This is a genomic window from Shewanella submarina (assembly GCF_042646185.1).
GTDB classification, from domain to species: Bacteria; Pseudomonadota; Gammaproteobacteria; order Enterobacterales; family Shewanellaceae; genus Shewanella; species Shewanella corallii.
This window is the reverse complement of the sequence record NZ_JBHRTD010000012.1, coordinates 331994-347160: the sequence shown is the minus strand read 5'-3', so window position 1 is coordinate 347160 and position 15167 is coordinate 331994. Positions and strand designations below refer to the sequence as shown.

General features: G+C 50.5%; 17 protein-coding genes. 6 read left to right on the top strand and 11 right to left on the bottom strand.

Features of this window, described 5'->3' with window-relative positions; genetic code table 11:
* Positions 1-339: 339 nt before the first annotated feature.
* The 4 genes from nrdD to ribA all read left to right on the top strand — a co-directional run bounded on the left by nrdD (position 340) and on the right by ribA (position 4455).
* The gene (gene nrdD / locus ACFOE0_RS10495; RefSeq protein ID WP_248935818.1) at positions 340-2457 is read left to right on the top strand and encodes an anaerobic ribonucleoside-triphosphate reductase; all 2118 of its coding nucleotides are present in this window, start codon (positions 340-342) and stop codon (positions 2455-2457) included.
* Between the two features lie 85 nt (positions 2458-2542).
* Positions 2543-3016: an anaerobic ribonucleoside-triphosphate reductase-activating protein gene (gene nrdG / locus ACFOE0_RS10490; protein WP_248935817.1), complete on the top strand. Its 474-nt coding sequence runs from the start codon at positions 2543-2545 to the stop codon at positions 3014-3016.
* 162 nt (positions 3017-3178) lie between these two features.
* Positions 3179-3535, top strand: coding sequence for a YibL family ribosome-associated protein (locus ACFOE0_RS10485; RefSeq protein WP_248935816.1), 357 nt, complete (start codon positions 3179-3181; stop codon positions 3533-3535).
* Between the two features lie 305 nt (positions 3536-3840).
* Positions 3841-4455, top strand: a complete 615-nt coding sequence (ribA, locus tag ACFOE0_RS10480; protein ID WP_248935815.1) for a GTP cyclohydrolase II — start codon at positions 3841-3843, stop codon at positions 4453-4455.
* A gap of 70 nt (positions 4456-4525) precedes the next feature.
* Here the strand turns inward: ribA and ACFOE0_RS10475 are convergent, their stop codons facing one another.
* The 7 genes from ACFOE0_RS10475 to ACFOE0_RS10445 all read right to left on the bottom strand — a co-directional run bounded on the left by ACFOE0_RS10475 (position 4526) and on the right by ACFOE0_RS10445 (position 10812).
* Positions 4526-4882, bottom strand: a complete 357-nt coding sequence (locus ACFOE0_RS10475; protein ID WP_248935814.1) for a VF530 family protein — start codon at positions 4880-4882, stop codon at positions 4526-4528.
* 86 nt (positions 4883-4968) lie between these two features.
* Complete coding sequence (locus ACFOE0_RS10470; RefSeq protein ID WP_248935813.1) at positions 4969-5550, bottom strand: DUF6151 family protein; 582 nt, start codon at positions 5548-5550, stop codon at positions 4969-4971.
* A 71-nt stretch (positions 5551-5621) separates the two neighbouring features.
* Positions 5622-6020 (bottom strand): MerC domain-containing protein, encoded by a 399-nt coding sequence (locus ACFOE0_RS10465; protein WP_248935812.1) that lies wholly within the window; start codon positions 6018-6020, stop codon positions 5622-5624.
* Between the two features lie 244 nt (positions 6021-6264).
* A complete protein-coding gene (locus ACFOE0_RS10460; RefSeq protein WP_248935811.1) occupies positions 6265-6549 on the bottom strand; it encodes a DUF3861 domain-containing protein in 285 nt (94 codons plus the stop codon).
* Positions 6550-6730: 181 nt separating this feature from the next.
* Positions 6731-8167: a carbon starvation CstA family protein gene (locus ACFOE0_RS10455; RefSeq protein ID WP_248935810.1), complete on the bottom strand. Its 1437-nt coding sequence runs from the start codon at positions 8165-8167 to the stop codon at positions 6731-6733.
* A 249-nt stretch (positions 8168-8416) separates the two neighbouring features.
* Positions 8417-9127 (bottom strand): two-component system response regulator BtsR, encoded by a 711-nt coding sequence (gene btsR / locus ACFOE0_RS10450; RefSeq protein WP_248935809.1) that lies wholly within the window; start codon positions 9125-9127, stop codon positions 8417-8419.
* Between the two features lie 2 nt (positions 9128-9129).
* Entirely contained in the window at positions 9130-10812 is a 1683-nt protein-coding gene (locus tag ACFOE0_RS10445; protein WP_248935808.1) for a sensor histidine kinase, read from the bottom strand.
* Positions 10813-10930: 118 nt separating this feature from the next.
* On the opposite strand from ACFOE0_RS10445, the gene ACFOE0_RS10440 reads away from it, so the two are divergent.
* Positions 10931-11173, top strand: a complete 243-nt coding sequence (locus tag ACFOE0_RS10440) for a YecH family metal-binding protein (RefSeq protein WP_248935807.1) — start codon at positions 10931-10933, stop codon at positions 11171-11173.
* Here ACFOE0_RS10440 and ACFOE0_RS10435 read toward each other — a convergent pair.
* From ACFOE0_RS10435 to suhB, 4 genes are all read right to left on the bottom strand, one after another.
* Positions 11167-11469 carry a PilZ domain-containing protein gene (locus ACFOE0_RS10435; RefSeq protein ID WP_248935806.1) on the bottom strand — a complete coding sequence of 101 codons (303 nt, stop codon included), beginning with the start codon at positions 11467-11469 and terminating at the stop codon, positions 11167-11169. The genes ACFOE0_RS10440 and ACFOE0_RS10435 overlap by 7 nt on opposite strands.
* Positions 11470-11582: 113 nt before the next feature.
* The gene (locus ACFOE0_RS10430; protein ID WP_115138162.1) at positions 11583-11984 is read right to left on the bottom strand and encodes a phosphate-starvation-inducible protein PsiE; all 402 of its coding nucleotides are present in this window, start codon (positions 11982-11984) and stop codon (positions 11583-11585) included.
* A gap of 107 nt (positions 11985-12091) precedes the next feature.
* The gene (locus ACFOE0_RS10425; protein WP_248935805.1) at positions 12092-13264 is read right to left on the bottom strand and encodes an NnrS family protein; all 1173 of its coding nucleotides are present in this window, start codon (positions 13262-13264) and stop codon (positions 12092-12094) included.
* Positions 13265-13413: 149 nt separating this feature from the next.
* A complete protein-coding gene (gene suhB, locus ACFOE0_RS10420) occupies positions 13414-14217 on the bottom strand; it encodes an inositol-1-monophosphatase (protein WP_248935804.1) in 804 nt (267 codons plus the stop codon).
* Between the two features lie 154 nt (positions 14218-14371).
* Between suhB and trmJ the strand changes: the two genes are divergently transcribed.
* The gene (trmJ, locus tag ACFOE0_RS10415) at positions 14372-15094 is read left to right on the top strand and encodes a tRNA (cytosine(32)/uridine(32)-2'-O)-methyltransferase TrmJ (protein WP_248935803.1); all 723 of its coding nucleotides are present in this window, start codon (positions 14372-14374) and stop codon (positions 15092-15094) included.
* The last annotated feature ends 73 nt before the right edge of the window (positions 15095-15167 follow it).

Genomic DNA, 15167 nt, shown 5'->3' with positions numbered 1-15167 from the left:
TTAACAATGCCTGCATAAAACACCCGGTTTTTTACCGGGTGTTTTCGTTATACCTGCAAGCTGAAGTAAGTGAACAGTCATTAAATTTTCTTTCTGAGCTTGAACGCACATTCGGCCTCCGACTAGCGCCAAAGAAACATGGGGTCAAGGAGATCCTGGTCACTTTTTGGGGCTGGCAACACTAATCACTCACGCTTTGAACTGTCATCCCCGGAACTTGATCCAGATCAAGGTAAAAGCCGGTTGCTTGGCGCTTAATACGCAACATCTTGTGTTCTAGTACATGCAAGGCACTATATATAGTAAGTGTCTTGTCTACCTCGGGAGTGATAAAGCCTTATGCCAGTTGTGATTAAGCGGGACGGTTGCCGTACCTCTTTTGACGGTTCCAGGATTAGGGACGCGGTAATTGCAGCCGCAAAATCTGAAGGGATTACAGACGTTGATTATGCGCAGACCGTGGCTGATGGTGTCAGTCAGGCCGTAGCACATCTGGACGAAGTGGAGATCTCTCACCTGCAGTCTCTGGTGGAAAACCAGTTGATGGAAGGTCCATACAAGCAGGTAGCCCGTCACTATATTGAATACCGTCACGACCGTGACGTGTGTCGTGAGACCTCAAGCCGCCTGAACATTGAAATTCGTGGTCTGATTGAGCAGAGCAATGCCTCTATCCTCAACGAGAACGCAAACAAAGACTCCAAAGTGATCCCAACCCAGCGTGATTTGCTGGCTGGCATCGTGGCGAAGCATTACGCCAAGTGTCATATCCTGCCAAAGGATGTTGTTGGTGCTCATGAGCGCGGTGAAATCCATTACCACGACCTGGATTACTCACCATTCTTCCCTATGTTCAACTGTATGCTGATCGACCTGGCCGGCATGTTGACCCAGGGCTTTAAAATGGGCAACGCTGAGATTGAGACTCCTAAGTCTATCTCTACTGCAACTGCGGTCACTGCGCAGATTATTGCTCAGGTAGCCAGCCATATCTATGGCGGTACCACGATTAACCGTATAGATGAAGTACTGGCGCCGTTTGTGGCCAAGAGCTATGAAAAGCACCTGGAGATTGGCCGTGAGTGGGCCATTCCCGATGCCGAAGCCTATGCCCGTGCCCGTACCGAAAAAGAGTGTTACGACGCATTCCAGTCGCTGGAGTATGAAGTGAATACTCTGCACACCGCCAATGGCCAAACGCCATTTGTGACCTTTGGTTTTGGTCTGGGTACCAGCTGGGAGTCCCGTCTGATCCAACAGTCCATCATGAAGGTGCGTATTGGTGGTCTGGGCAAGAACAAGAAAACTGCAGTGTTCCCTAAGCTGGTGTTTGCTATCCGTGATGGTATCAACCACAAAGCTGGCGACTGTAACTACGACATCAAGCAACTGGCATTGAAGTGTGCCACCCAGCGTATGTACCCGGACATCCTCAACTATGAAATGGTTGAGAAGGTCACAGGTTCCTTTAAGACGCCAATGGGTTGTCGCAGCTTCCTGGGTACCTATGAAGAGAATGGTGAACTGATCCACGAAGGTCGTAACAACCTGGGTGTAGTGAGCCTGAACCTGCCGCGTATCGCGTTGGAAGCCAAGGGTGATGAAGCCGAGTTCTACCGTTTACTGGAAGACCGCCTGGCGATTGCCCGCAAGGCCTTGGATACCCGTATCGAACGTCTGCAGGGGGTAAAAGCCCGAGTTGCACCAATCCTGTATATGGAAGGTGCCTGTGGCGTGCGCCTGAAGCCGGATGATGAAGTGTCTGAAATCTTCAAAAATGGCCGTGCATCGATCAGCCTGGGTTATATTGGTCTGCATGAAACCATCAATGCCCTGTACGGCACTGAGACTCATGTATTTGACAGCGAAGAGCTGCGTGAGAAGGCGGTTGCCATTGTAGCTCGTCTGAAAGCTGCCACTGAAGCCTGGAAGAAAGAAACCGGTTATGGCTTCAGCTTGTACTCCACGCCAAGTGAGAGCCTGTGTAGTCGCTTTGCCAAACTGGACGCCAAAGAGTTTGGCTTGGTTGATGGTGTGACTGAAAAAGGTTACTACACCAACAGCTTCCACCTGGATGTTGAGAAGAAAGTGAACCCTTACGATAAGCTGGATTTTGAACAGCCTTATCCGGAAGTGGCTAACGGTGGCTTCATCTGTTACGGCGAATACCCGAACATGCAGCACAACCTGGAAGCGCTGGAAAACGTATGGGACTACAGCTTCAGCCGCGTACCATATTATGGTACCAACACGCCGATCGATGAGTGTTATGACTGTGGTTACACAGGTGAGTTTACCTGTACCAGTAAAGGTTTTACCTGCCCTAAATGTGGTAACCACGAACCAAGCCGTGTGTCGGTAACCCGCCGCGTATGTGGTTACCTGGGTAGCCCGGATGCGCGTCCGTTCAACCACGGTAAGCAGGAAGAAGTGAAGCGTCGGGTTAAACACCTGTAATCGTCAGACTTCACTGAAGCATTTAGTTTTAAAGGCGCTCCTTGTAAAGGGGCGCCTTTTGTCCTTTCCCGTCAGGAGAAATGAGATGAATTATCACCAGTATTATCCGATTGATGTGATCAATGGTCCGGGTACGCGTGCCACCTTGTTTGTAGCCGGTTGTGAGCACCAGTGCCGCGGCTGCTACAACCAGAGCACCTGGGATCCCCGTTCGGGTCATCTGTTTGATGAGGCGATGATGGATACCATTATCAAAGATCTCAATGACACCAGAGTGAAGCGTAAGGGCTTATCCCTTTCAGGAGGCGACCCTTTGTTTCCCGGTAACCTGTCTGCCATCAAAACTTTGCTGGAGCGGGTGCGTGCGCAGTGCCCGGGGAAAGATGTGTGGATGTGGACCGGTTATACACTTGAAAACTTAAGCCCGGAGCAGCGCGCTGTGGTCGCACTGGTTGATACTTTGGTGGACGGCAAGTTTGAACAGCAACTGCATGATCCTTCACTGGCTTTCAGGGGCAGCAGTAACCAACGTATTATTCCATTGACACAGGTCGAATAAGCTCTGCAACTATCGGGGGATACTGATATAATCCCGCCAATCTTCAGCAGGTATGCGGTGCTTTCCCGGACGGTTTGAGTTGATGTTCAGCTAAATGTCGGGCAAATAGTGTCACCCCAATCCTGCATTGCTATTTGCCGTCAGGCTATCAGAGGTTTACCAATGAATTTGAAACAAGAACTGCAGCAGATGCACGACAAGCTGGATAAATTCCGCCGCAAACTGGCTGCTGCGGAGCAGCGTGGCGATGCCGCCATTGTTATGCAGTTCAAGCGCGAAATCGCAGCGACCACCAAGCGTATCGATGCTATTAAAGGCCAGCAGAACCGTTTGCTGGGTAAAGAAGGCCAGCAGCTGAAAGATATGGCGTTTCGCCGCGAGCTGACCAAGGCTGAGCAGGCCGATATGGGTAAGCTGAAAAAGTCAGTGAAAGGTCTGGTGGTGGTTCACCCTATGACCAAACTGGGCCGTGAAATGGGTCTGGAAAAAGTCACCGGGTTCGCACCTAAGGCTTTCTAAACCAATCCGATGCTGCATTTGTGGCCCGGAACAGCTTAAAGGGCACGGAATTGATTCGTGCCTTTTTTGTCTCTGCGGGATTATTCGCCGCCCCGACAGGGGATTGCCTGAAGTGTGACGGGAAGTACAGACCGGCAGGCAATTAAATCAGACTATTCCGGTCGGGTAAAAAAACACTTAGAATACCGCATTCGTCCCCATATCAACCTATGGTTGAAACAAAGGTTTATCCCACGGGGTATTAGTATTACTGATCAGGGAAGAGAACTGTCTCAGGGAGTGAGAGCAGTCGTAAAGGTTAATTCATGTCGATTAAATATATCGCAACGTCCAAGCTGCCAACCCCCTGGGGTGTGTTCGCCATGCATGGCTTCGAAGACACAGAAACCGGGAAAGAGCATGTTGCACTGACATTCGGTGAACTCAGTGGCGACCAGCCTGTGCTGGGGCGCATTCACTCCGAGTGTCTGACAGGTGATGCCTTGTTCAGCTTGCGTTGTGACTGTGGTTTCCAATTACAGGCGGCGATGCAGAGTATTGCCGAGGCGGGCCAGGGCTTTATTCTTTATCTGCGTCAGGAGGGCCGTGGTATTGGTTTGCTGAACAAAATCCGTGCCTATGCACTGCAGGATAAAGGTGCCAACACAGTCGAAGCCAATGAGCAATTGGGTTTCGAGGCGGATATGCGTCGCTACGATATGATCCAGCCTATGCTTGAACATCTGGGTATCACCAGTGTACGCCTGATGACCAACAACCCGCGCAAGGTAAAGGCCATGCAGGATGTAGGTGTGGATGTGGCTGAGCGTGTACCTTTGCAGGTGGGTAAGAACCAGTACAACGAGGCTTACCTGAAAACCAAATCGACTCAGCTGGGACACCTGATGTCCGAGCATCACTTTGCCGACGATGAGTTTTAATCTCGTTAGAGCAAAACCCAAAAAGCACTCCGAGGAGTGCTTTTTTGTTATTTAATGCGAGAAAACCCGGCTAGTTACCCCAGATATGTGCATTAACCACTTTACCCTGAGATTTATCTTCGGGGCGTTTTGGGCTTTTGGCCGCAGCGGGTTTGTTGCCCGGTTTACTGCTCCTGGGGGCTTGAACTCGCAAAGAGCGGTATTCAGGTACAGGCAAGCCACTTATCTTGATATAAAGCCGTTCGACTTTATCCCGTGCCCACTGCTCCTTGCGTAAAAACTTCAAACTGGATTTGATACTTGGGTCATGGGTAAAACAGCGGATAGCAACCAGCCGGCCTAACTCTTCCCAGCCTAATCTATCGACCAGTTCGGTCAACAGGGTTTCCAGGGTGATACCGTGCAGTGGATTATTGGCCTGTGTCATGGTGTTTTAGCTACTTCAAAGTGGATTCCGGCGGGATTATACCCTAAACCCGGCCGTGATCTCCCGGCCGTTGAATGTTTTTGCAGTTATCCCTTTAAGCTTGCTACTGCACTGGCGACTGGGACACCGTCTATAAAGAAGGGGTTGGGTTGATGCCTTTTATTGAACTTTCCTTTCACCATAAAGGCGATAATTTTAGGCATAGAGGATAGTGGAAAACGCTCGTGGGCGTCTTGTGGCATTTCACCTATGGCGTACTTGCCGAAGGCTTTAACAGTGACAGGCCCAAGAGTGTCTTGCCGCGTCTGCTCATCGGCGAATTGCATCAGCTTTACCGAGATACCAACAAAAGGCACACTGCCTGAAGTCATGGTATTGGCCAGCGGCATATTGCAGCAGCTGGTGTACCAACGATAAAGTCCTTTCGGGTGGAGTTGCATGCAGGCAATATTCTCTTTTCCCTGGGTAATATCCATATAGGCAGGGTAGGTTTGGAACAGTTCTGAACCACCATGTTTATCCAGAATTTTGTCAGCATTGCCCAGTTCATTGGCAAACTGCTGACAATCACAACACAGGCAGTGAACATGAAAAAAGTGACCGGGAACGACCTTTAGCTGTCCTTTGACTTCTCCACACGCGCACTGTAGTTGTACTGTTGCTGCCATGCTTCCCCCGAAGAATTCTGCTCATTTATATTGCCTGTCAAAGGCCTGACCAGGATCAGGTTTGAGTTTGATCAGTTGTCGCAATTGTCTTTGCGACACAGACGATAGTTTCTGACGTGGGCGAAGGCCAGCATGGCACCACTGACCACAGTCGCTGTTTTCTCTCCGGTTTCACCCAGCAGGTCATGGCCAAAAAAAGCGACCGAGACTAACGCTGCCAGACCGAATCCTCCCAGTAGCAGTACCTGAGTGTCTTTGTGACTCTTACATCCCAGAAACAGTGCCAGCAAACTGGTTGGGAGTACAAATATGACCAGTGCCTGGTGAAATGCCTCGTCGGCCAGGAAAGTTGAGGAGATTACCGGTGCAGCGACAAGGAGCAATGGGGTAACTATGCAGTGCAGCATACAAAGCAGGGATGCTGATATGGCCAAACGATCCATCATAGTTTGAACATTGGCTTTTTCCATGGTGACAATCCAATCTTGATATTAAGGAATCAATGGATGTTTTAGCATTGCTTAATATGCTTGAAAATCCCCCATATTTCTATTCAACAGGCGATTGGCTGCTTGAGCCGCTGAGCCTGGTGTTGTCTTTGGAGGGATAAGAGAAGGAGACTGGAGAGCTATCGGCTGTGGCGCCGGAACATGGCCAACGCCACGAAAAAACACTGACGGGACTGTATGTGACTATTGCCGGCTCATTAAAGGACTACTGCTTTTTCAGGGCTTTCATAAACTCGGTGAACTGAGGCTTAAACTCTTTAAACAGCGGATTGTCGCGGTTTTTTAACATCACCTCTCCAAACAGTTTAATACCAATAGCAAAGGCTGTTGCATCGGTTTCATCCAGTGGCATCCTGGCTTTGAGCGCGTCTACGATCTTAAAAATATCATCGTGGTTACGGACTTTAAACTCCAATGGGGCGGAATCAATTGCCTGACCCCAGGGGTCCTCAAGATGCTCGACAGTAAATTGATAAAGATGGCCTTTCATTGCTCTCTCCATACTGATTGCTGCATTGATTCAAGTTCCAGCCCAAAGGCTGGATATACACAGATAGGCTTATACCATGGCAAAGCGCGCTGCGGTCTTTTGTGAGACAAGTTTCATCTTGGGTTGGAGAAAACAAAAACGCCGGGCATAGCCCGGCGTTTATTGGTGTCAGTGCTGCTTATCAGGCGTCTTCGGCCAAATTGTCCACACCTTTGCCTTTGGATTTCACGATGATCAATCCAGTGACAACCAGAGTGACCACAATACCTGCAACTGTAGAGACCATCATTGGCAGGCCTGCGCCCAGGGTCGCAGAGCTCAGCAGGAAGCTGATAACCACTGTAGTCATAAACATCGCCGGTACGGTACAGATCCAGTGCAGTTTGTTGTGACGCAGCAGGTAGGCTGACGCAGTCCAAAGCATGAGAACCGCGGTCGCCTGGTTTGCCACACCGAAGTAGCGCCAGATGATGCCAAAGTCTACCTGAGTCAGGATGCCACCCAGAGCGAACAGAGGCAGAGCCAGAATCAAGCGTTTTGGCAGTTCATTCTGAGGCAGCTTGAAGAACTCAGACAGGATTAGACGGGCAGAGCGGAACGCAGTATCACCTGAGGTGATTGGCAGAACGATTACACCCAGAACCGCCATAAAGCCACCGACAACACCCAGCAGACCGGTTGATGCCTCGTATACTACGTTGGCAGGGTTACCGGCCATACCTTCGTTCAGACCTTCAACACCACCGAAGAAGGACAGGGCGATAGCACACCAGATCAGAGCGATAATACCTTCACCAATCATGGCGCCGTAGAACACGAAACGGCCATTGGATTCATTTTCCATACAACGGGCCATCAGCGGGGACTGAGTGGCGTGGAAGCCGGAGATGGCACCACAGGCGATGGTAATGAACAGAGCTGGCCACAGAGGCATATCATTCGGGTTCAGGTTGGACAGGAAGTCAGAAGCCTGAACGCCCGGCAGCAAAGTGTGTTCGCTGGATACGATCAGCGCCACGGTCAGACCCACAGACATAAATACCAGCAGTGCGCCGAAGAATGGGTACAGGCGGCCAATGATTTTATCTACCGGCACGATAGTCGCCAGCAGGTAGTAACAGAAGATGATGCCAACGAATACCGGCATGCTCCAACCGGTCAGCTTAGCCAGCAGACCTGCCGGGGCAGAGATGAACACGACGCCAACCAGCAACAGCAGAATGATGGCGAAGGCGTTCATAAAGTGCTTGGCACCTTTACCCAGATATTTACCGGTCAGGTTGGGGATTGACTGGCCGCCATTGCGCACAGACAACATACCTGAGAAGTAGTCGTGCACTGCACCGGCAAAGATACAACCGATAACAATCCACAACATGGCTGCCGGGCCATAGAGGGCACCCAGGATAGGACCAAAGATAGGACCCACACCAGCAATGTTCAGCAGTTGGATAAGGTACACACGGCCCTTGGACATAGGCACATAGTCTACGCCGTCAGTCTGGGCAAAAGCCGGGGTCTGACGCTTGGGATTAATACCAAATACCTTTTCCACAAAGGCACCGTAGATAAAGTAGCCGGCGACCAACAGGCCGACACACAGGAAGAACCAACTCATAGCATCATTCTCGTAATTATATGACTGCCGCGGATTTTACTTCTGTGAAAGCTGAAGTGGTGGCAGGAATGACTGAGCGGCTCATCCGGTTACCTGAGCGGTCGAAATACAGGGCCAAGAGGATTGAGTCTGAGGATGAAAGGTGACAGGCAGATACTCAGCGGCAGGATTTGAGGGCTGAGTGGTTAACCCGAGGATGATAAATAAGTGCCGTCAATGACGGCACCGGATGTTTTTACTTTATCAGGCTTATTGAAACCCGAGCATCTGTTTGAGGCTTTTCAGATAACGTCGTGATACAGGTACCTTGGCACCGCTGGGAGTGATCACCTCTGCTCCTGTATCCAGTAACACGATTTCACGAATTGCAGAGGGCATAATCAGGTACTGACGGTGACAGCGTACCAGAGGCGTTTTCTCCTCCAGCAGTTTCAGTGTCATCTGGGTGTGCACCTGACTGGTGGCAGTGGCCACATGAATTCCCCCCAGATCGCTGAATACAAACTCCACATCTTTGACCGGCACCACTTTAAGGCGGTTGCCGCTGTAACAGGGCAGTATCTCAAGACTGTCAGGGGCAATCACTGTCATATCTTTGGGGCGCAGATCTTTGCGAAGCTTATCCAGAGTCTTGGCCAGACGCTGCTCATCAACTGGTTTAAGTAGATAATCAAAGGCATGATTTTCAAAGGCTTTGATGGCGTACTCATCATAAGCTGTGACAAACACCACCCGTGGCATATTGTCAGGATCCAGCATGGCTATCATCTCCATGCCGGTTATCCGGGGCATCTGGATATCCAGAAACACCAGGTCAGGCTTTTGTTTATGGATAGCCTGCAGAGCTTCAACGGCATTGCTGCACTGACCTATGACCTGAATATCTCCAGCGGCCTCAAGTATGTCGGCCAGTTCTTCCCGGGCGAATGGCTCGTCATCAACAATCAAACAGCTGATCATGGCTACACTTCCTCCAGCGGAATTCGAATAGTGACTGTGGTGAACTGCTCAGGTTGACACTTCACCTGGATGCCATATTGGCAGCCAAACTGATTCTGGATGCGCTTGTGCACCAGATTCATTCCCAGACCTTTTTGCTCTGGGTCCTCCACGGGATTCTCCGGGTAAAGGCCTGCATTGTCTGTGATGGAGAGGACAACTTCATCGCCCTCCAGTTGTCCCTTTACCTGAATATGACCTGTATCCAGCATATGAGAGGTACCATGCTTGACGGCGTTCTCAATGATGGGCTGCAGGGTAAAAGCCGGTAGACGGACTTTATGCAGCTCGTTGGGGATATCTATCTCTACCCGCAGGCGGTCAATAAAGCGCGCCTTTTCAATATTCAGGTAAGCGTCGATATGATCCAGCTCGTCGGCCAGAGTAACCAGGCCTGCCGTCCGTTTCAGGTTGATACGCAAAAACTGGGACAACTGTTGCAGCAGGGTTCTGGCCATATCCGGATTACGGCGGGTAATGGCACTGATGGTATTGAGCGCATTAAACAGGAAGTGAGGGTTTACCTGCGCCTGCAGCAACTTAAGCTCCGTCTGGGTCAGTAGATTTTGTTGTTGTTCAACGCGGCCATAGAGGATTTGGTTGGACAGCAACCTGGCAATACCTTCGCCCAGGGTACGGTTAATGTTCAGAAACAGCTTATTCTTGGGCTCATACAGCTTGATGGTGCCGATCACCTCAGTGTCATTTCTCAACGGAATGACCAGGCTGGAGCCGAGCTTACACTGACGTGAGATAGAGCAGGCATAGGGTGTTTCAACACCATCGGCAAACATCACTTTATTCTGTTCAATGGCGTCTTTGGTGATTTGTGAGGCGATGGGCGTCCCAGGAATATGGTGGTCTGCCCCTGAGCCGATAAATGCCAGTAATTTATCCCTGTCAGTAATGGCAACAGCACCGACTTTGGTTTCTTCTATGATGATCTGTGCGACTTGAGCCGTGGTTTCTTCGTTGAATCCCCGGGACAGAAGGCCAACACTGCGCTCGGCAATCTTCAGTGCTTTGGCAGAAAAGGCCGATGACAACTTATCGAACATGGTTTTCTGGTCGCGGATCATACTCATAAACGCCGCCGCACCCAATGAGTTGACCAGCAGCATGGGCGGGGCGATTTGACGCACCAATTCCCAGGCCTGGTCATAGGGTTTGGCGATGAGCATGATGAGTCCCATCTGCATCACCTCTGCGTAAAGGGTGACCATGGCGACCAATACCGGGCTGTAAATAAGCTCACGCTTACCCTTACTTCTCAGGTAGAGGCTGATAAGTCCGGCACTCAATCCCTCCATGGTGGTGGAGATGGCGCAGGCGACATCAGTAAACCCGCCCATGGAATATCTGTGCAGACCACCGGTTAATCCCACAAAGAACCCGGTTACCGGACCGCCCAGTAGACCACCCAGCACAGCGCCCATGGCCCGGGTGTTGGCAATGGCGTCATTGGTCTGCTCACCAAAGTAGGTAGCCATGATGCAGAATCCGGAAAATACCAGATAGATAAACAGCTTATGGGGGAAGCGTGGCGCCTCTTCGGTGAAGAGTTTGAAGAGCGGTGTTTTGCTGACCAGATAAACGAGCACCAGATAAACACACATCTGTTGAGTCAGCAGCAAGATCAGGGACATGAATGAATAACCCAAACTAAGATATCGGCGTATTTTGCCAGAGAATTTGCGCCAAATCAGTGTTTACTGATTAGATATCCCTTATAAGGTTTAAATTATATGAATGTTTGAGGTTGAAATGATTAAATCTGTCCACGGCCATGATGTGATGGCCTTGATGCAGGCGCAGCAGAAGCCTGTTTCTGCTAAAGAGCTAAGAGCGCTGATGATTGCTGAGTTCGGTGCAGACACCCAGTATCACACCTGCAGTAAAGAGGGGATGAGCGCAGATGAGTTGATCGACTTTCTGCGCAGCAAGAAGAAGTTTCTGGAATCTGAGTCCGGCTGGGAAGTTGATGCCCGCCGTATCTGTAATCACTGATCCAGTTTCAGGGCGATGTGGAAACACTCGCCCTTTGGCGTCACCCGTAATACCTGACCGCTGATCTGGTTTTCCAACTCTGAGTTGGGATTCAGGCTCACTGTTACCTGATAACCCTCACCGATAGCGTCGGCGGTTTCCAGCAGGGCACCACTACGGGACAGATCAAGGCAACGTCCTGCGGTCTGTTGACGTCTTTCATCTTTGTCCTGCCAGTTGATGATAATGTCCGCTTCTTCCATATCTACACGGCGGGACTGGCGACGTTCTTCAAATCCTTTGACGGGAGATGACATATCCTTCTCACTCCTGAGTCCATTAGAAAATACTATCTTATTGATCTCAGTCACCTTTGCGCAAGCATAAAAAAGGCGCACCCTGTGATGCGCCCTGCAAGCAACTTATTACGTCAGTCTTCGTCATGAGACTTGGGGTAAGGGAGTTTCAGCTGACCCCAACGGATCACTATCACTGTTGCTGCCAGCACCAGTGTGGCCATGGCAATACCGATAATGCGCCAGTCATCCATGCTTTTCATATCCAGAATCAGATAACGTGCCAATGCCACAATGGCAATATAGAGTGGCATCCGCACCGGCAATTTGCCGGATTCAATGTAGTTGGCGACCATGGCCAACACTTCCAGATAGATAAACAACAGCAGCAGGTCTGCCAGGGCGACTGTGCCCATTTTAAAGATATGGTGAATTTCCTGACCAATTGCGAACACAGTCGCGATTGCGATCACGACCAGTACCATGTGCTCGACAATTTTGACGCTCTTTAATCCAACTTTCCTGTAGATACCCATAGTTAGTCCTGTCAGCGGAACTTAATCGGGATCTTATCAGGATTTCACGCTTTGAAATTGAAAAAACTGAGTGACAAAAATCACAGTATTGGTCACGAATCTTCTTTTCAGCCCGGACGACCATCAAGTCTTGGTTGGCACAGCAGTTTTCCATAAAAATAGCAAAAGCCACCGAAAGCCAATACCCAGGCAATTCCCGCCATCCAGATCCCGGTCAGATAGAAAGAGGGCACCAGACTGGCGGTCGCTCTCAAGGCTGCGCCCAGCAGGATTAATCCAAAGCAGACTGTCATCGGCTTGGGCGGGGTTAACGTTCGGCCGGTATGGCCTAAGGAGACTCTCGCCATCATTGCCAGAATCATCCCTCCCATGCCGCCGACTGCAGCAAGGTGAAACCCGGCAGATACCGGCAGGCCTGAGGCAATAAGCATGAGCCCAAGGGGAATGCACAGGTAACTTAAATGCAGTGACCACAGCAGTGGTGTACCAAGACTATGCTGGCCTCCCCAGCGACAAAAACGCACTAACAGCAATAGCGAAGATATACCCGCAGCCCAGGGCAGTGCAGTGTTGAACTGAGTAATAACTGTGATAACCAAAGCCCCAATGGCGATGAAGTTTGCCGCCTCCAGCCAGGGGAGGTTGGGTCTTCTCTGCCATTTGGTCGCCCGTTCGGTAAAGAAGGGAATCACCCTGCCACCCAGGAGGGCAATCAGAAATACCACGATAAAGGCGGCGCCATACAGCGCATTGTGGCTCAAACCTGGGTTTGAAGAGAGCAGGCCGTAGTAGCTGATGGCATTGGCCAGCGTCATCAGCAGTAACACAGGCACAAAGATAAGATTGCGCCACTGTTTTACCCGGATGACCGCTTCAGCCAGTACCCAGGCTGAAATTGGCAGAAAGGCCAGATCCAGCAGCATGACAGCTTCAAATGGTACCCAGCTGTTGTTGATCAGCATGACTCTTGGCAAAAGCCACAAGAGTACCAACGCCTTTAATGGGGTACCTGACAGCCCCGGATTGCCTGTCCAGTTCTGCACAGCGGTTAGCAGAAAGCCAACTATGATAGCTGCGGTGAAACCAAACAGCATCTCATGGCCATGCCACCAAAGAAGATTACCGTGAGGCTGAATACTTATCAGCCCCAGCATCTGCAGCACCCATAAGCTCAACGCCAGAATGCTGAAGGCACTGCCAAACAAAAACAGGGGACGAAAGCCAAGCCTGAATAAAGGCATAGTGCGTTCGGTTGCTTTGGGATCATGAATTTGCAGCATAGTCGCTCCCACTGGGTTATAAAGCCGAGTAAAATACTCGGATATTATAAGCTGCAAAATTAATGCATGTTAAGTGGAGAGAGAGATTTTATTTTCAACAGACATAAAAAAACCGCCAACAGGCGGTTTTTTCTTTCAGCTGGAGCTGATTAGCGCTTCAGCGCCTCGCTCAGCAGAGGACGTACAGTCTTAACCAGAGTCATTGTGCTCTTCGGGTTACCGGCAATGATGTTACCGGACAACAGGTAACCGTGGCCGCCGGTGAAATCAGTGACAGTACCACCGGCTTCACGCACGATCAGATCGCCCGCAGCAATGTCCCATGGCTTCAGGCCGATTTCGAAGTAACCTTCCATACGACCGGCTGCAACATAAGCCAGATCCAGTGCTGCGCTGCCGCTGCGACGCAGGTCTGCGCAGTGAGCGAAAACTTCACCCAGAATGTTCATGTAGGTTTCAGTGTGCTGACGGGCCTTGAAAGGGAAGCCGGTCGCAACAATGCTGGTGCTGATATCTGTGTTGTTGGAAACACGAACGCGGAAGTCATTCATTTTGGCACCCTGACCACGTACCGCAGTGAACATTTCATTGCGAACAGGATCGAATACCACGGCAACTTCAGTTTTGCCTTTGTATTGCAGAGCGATGGAAACCGCGAAGTGAGGGATACCCTTCACGAAGTTGGTGGTGCCATCCAGAGGGTCTACTACCCAGATATAATCTTTGTTGGTACCACGGTTTTCGCCGCTCTCCTCGCCCACAATAGTGTGGTCAGGGTAGGATTTGCGGATCTGGTACACGATAGCTGCTTCTGCTTCCTTGTCTACACTGGTCACGTAATCGTTAATACCTTTGGCGCTAACTTCAACGCGATCGAAGTCAGTGTAAGCACGCATAATTGTTTGGCCGGCAGCGCGGGCAGCGCGGACAGCGATGGTCAGCATTGGATGCATTGCAATCCCCTGGATGTTAAAGAACGAGTAAAAATAGCGGCGCGATTATACCCGAAACGAAGGACATATCAAATGCGGATTTTGTTGTTAAGTAAACCCTCGCCAACATGTTAGTATTCCGCCTCAGTGTTTGTGAATTAAATTAAGATCTTCCATGCTCAGTAATATCCGCGTTGTTTTAGTCGGTACTTCTCACCCGGGAAATATTGGTTCCGTTGCCCGCGCCATGAAAACCATGGGTTTGTCCAATCTATATCTTGCCGAACCAAGGTGCGAACCAGACGGTCAATCCGTGGCCCTGGCTGCTGGTGCCTGCGATATTCTCAAGTCGCTGAAAACTGTCGACTCAATGGAAGAAGCCATTAAAGATTGCAGCCTGGTGATCGCGACCTCTGCCCGTAGCCGGACTCTGGACTGGCCTATGCTGGACCCTCGCCAGGCCGGCGAGAAGATGGCTGCTGAATCTGCATCGGGGCAGGTTGCCATTGTGTTTGGTCGGGAAAATCATGGCCTGAACAATGAAGAATTGCAGCGTTGTAACTACCACCTGTTTATTCCTGCCAACCCAGAATACAGCTCACTGAACCTGGCTCAGGCAGTGCAATTGGTGTGTTATGAAACCCGAATGGCCTGGTTGGCTAGTCAGGAGCAGGAAGCTGACGTCGTTGAGTATCCATCCAACGAAGACCATGAGCGTTTTTTCACTCACCTGGAACAAACTTTGACCCGCACCGGTTTTATTATTAAGAACCATCCGGGCCAGGTGATGACCAAGCTGAGACGTTTGTTCACCAAGGCACGTATCGAAAGTCAGGAAATGAATATTCTGCGTGGCATTCTGACTTCAGTGGACAAGAAAGTCGGCGGCGACAAGTAATAGCGAATATGCGTGCAGTCGCCAACGCCATGCTCAAGGCTTCACCGTTAGAGGGGCGACTGGGTTGTTTGTT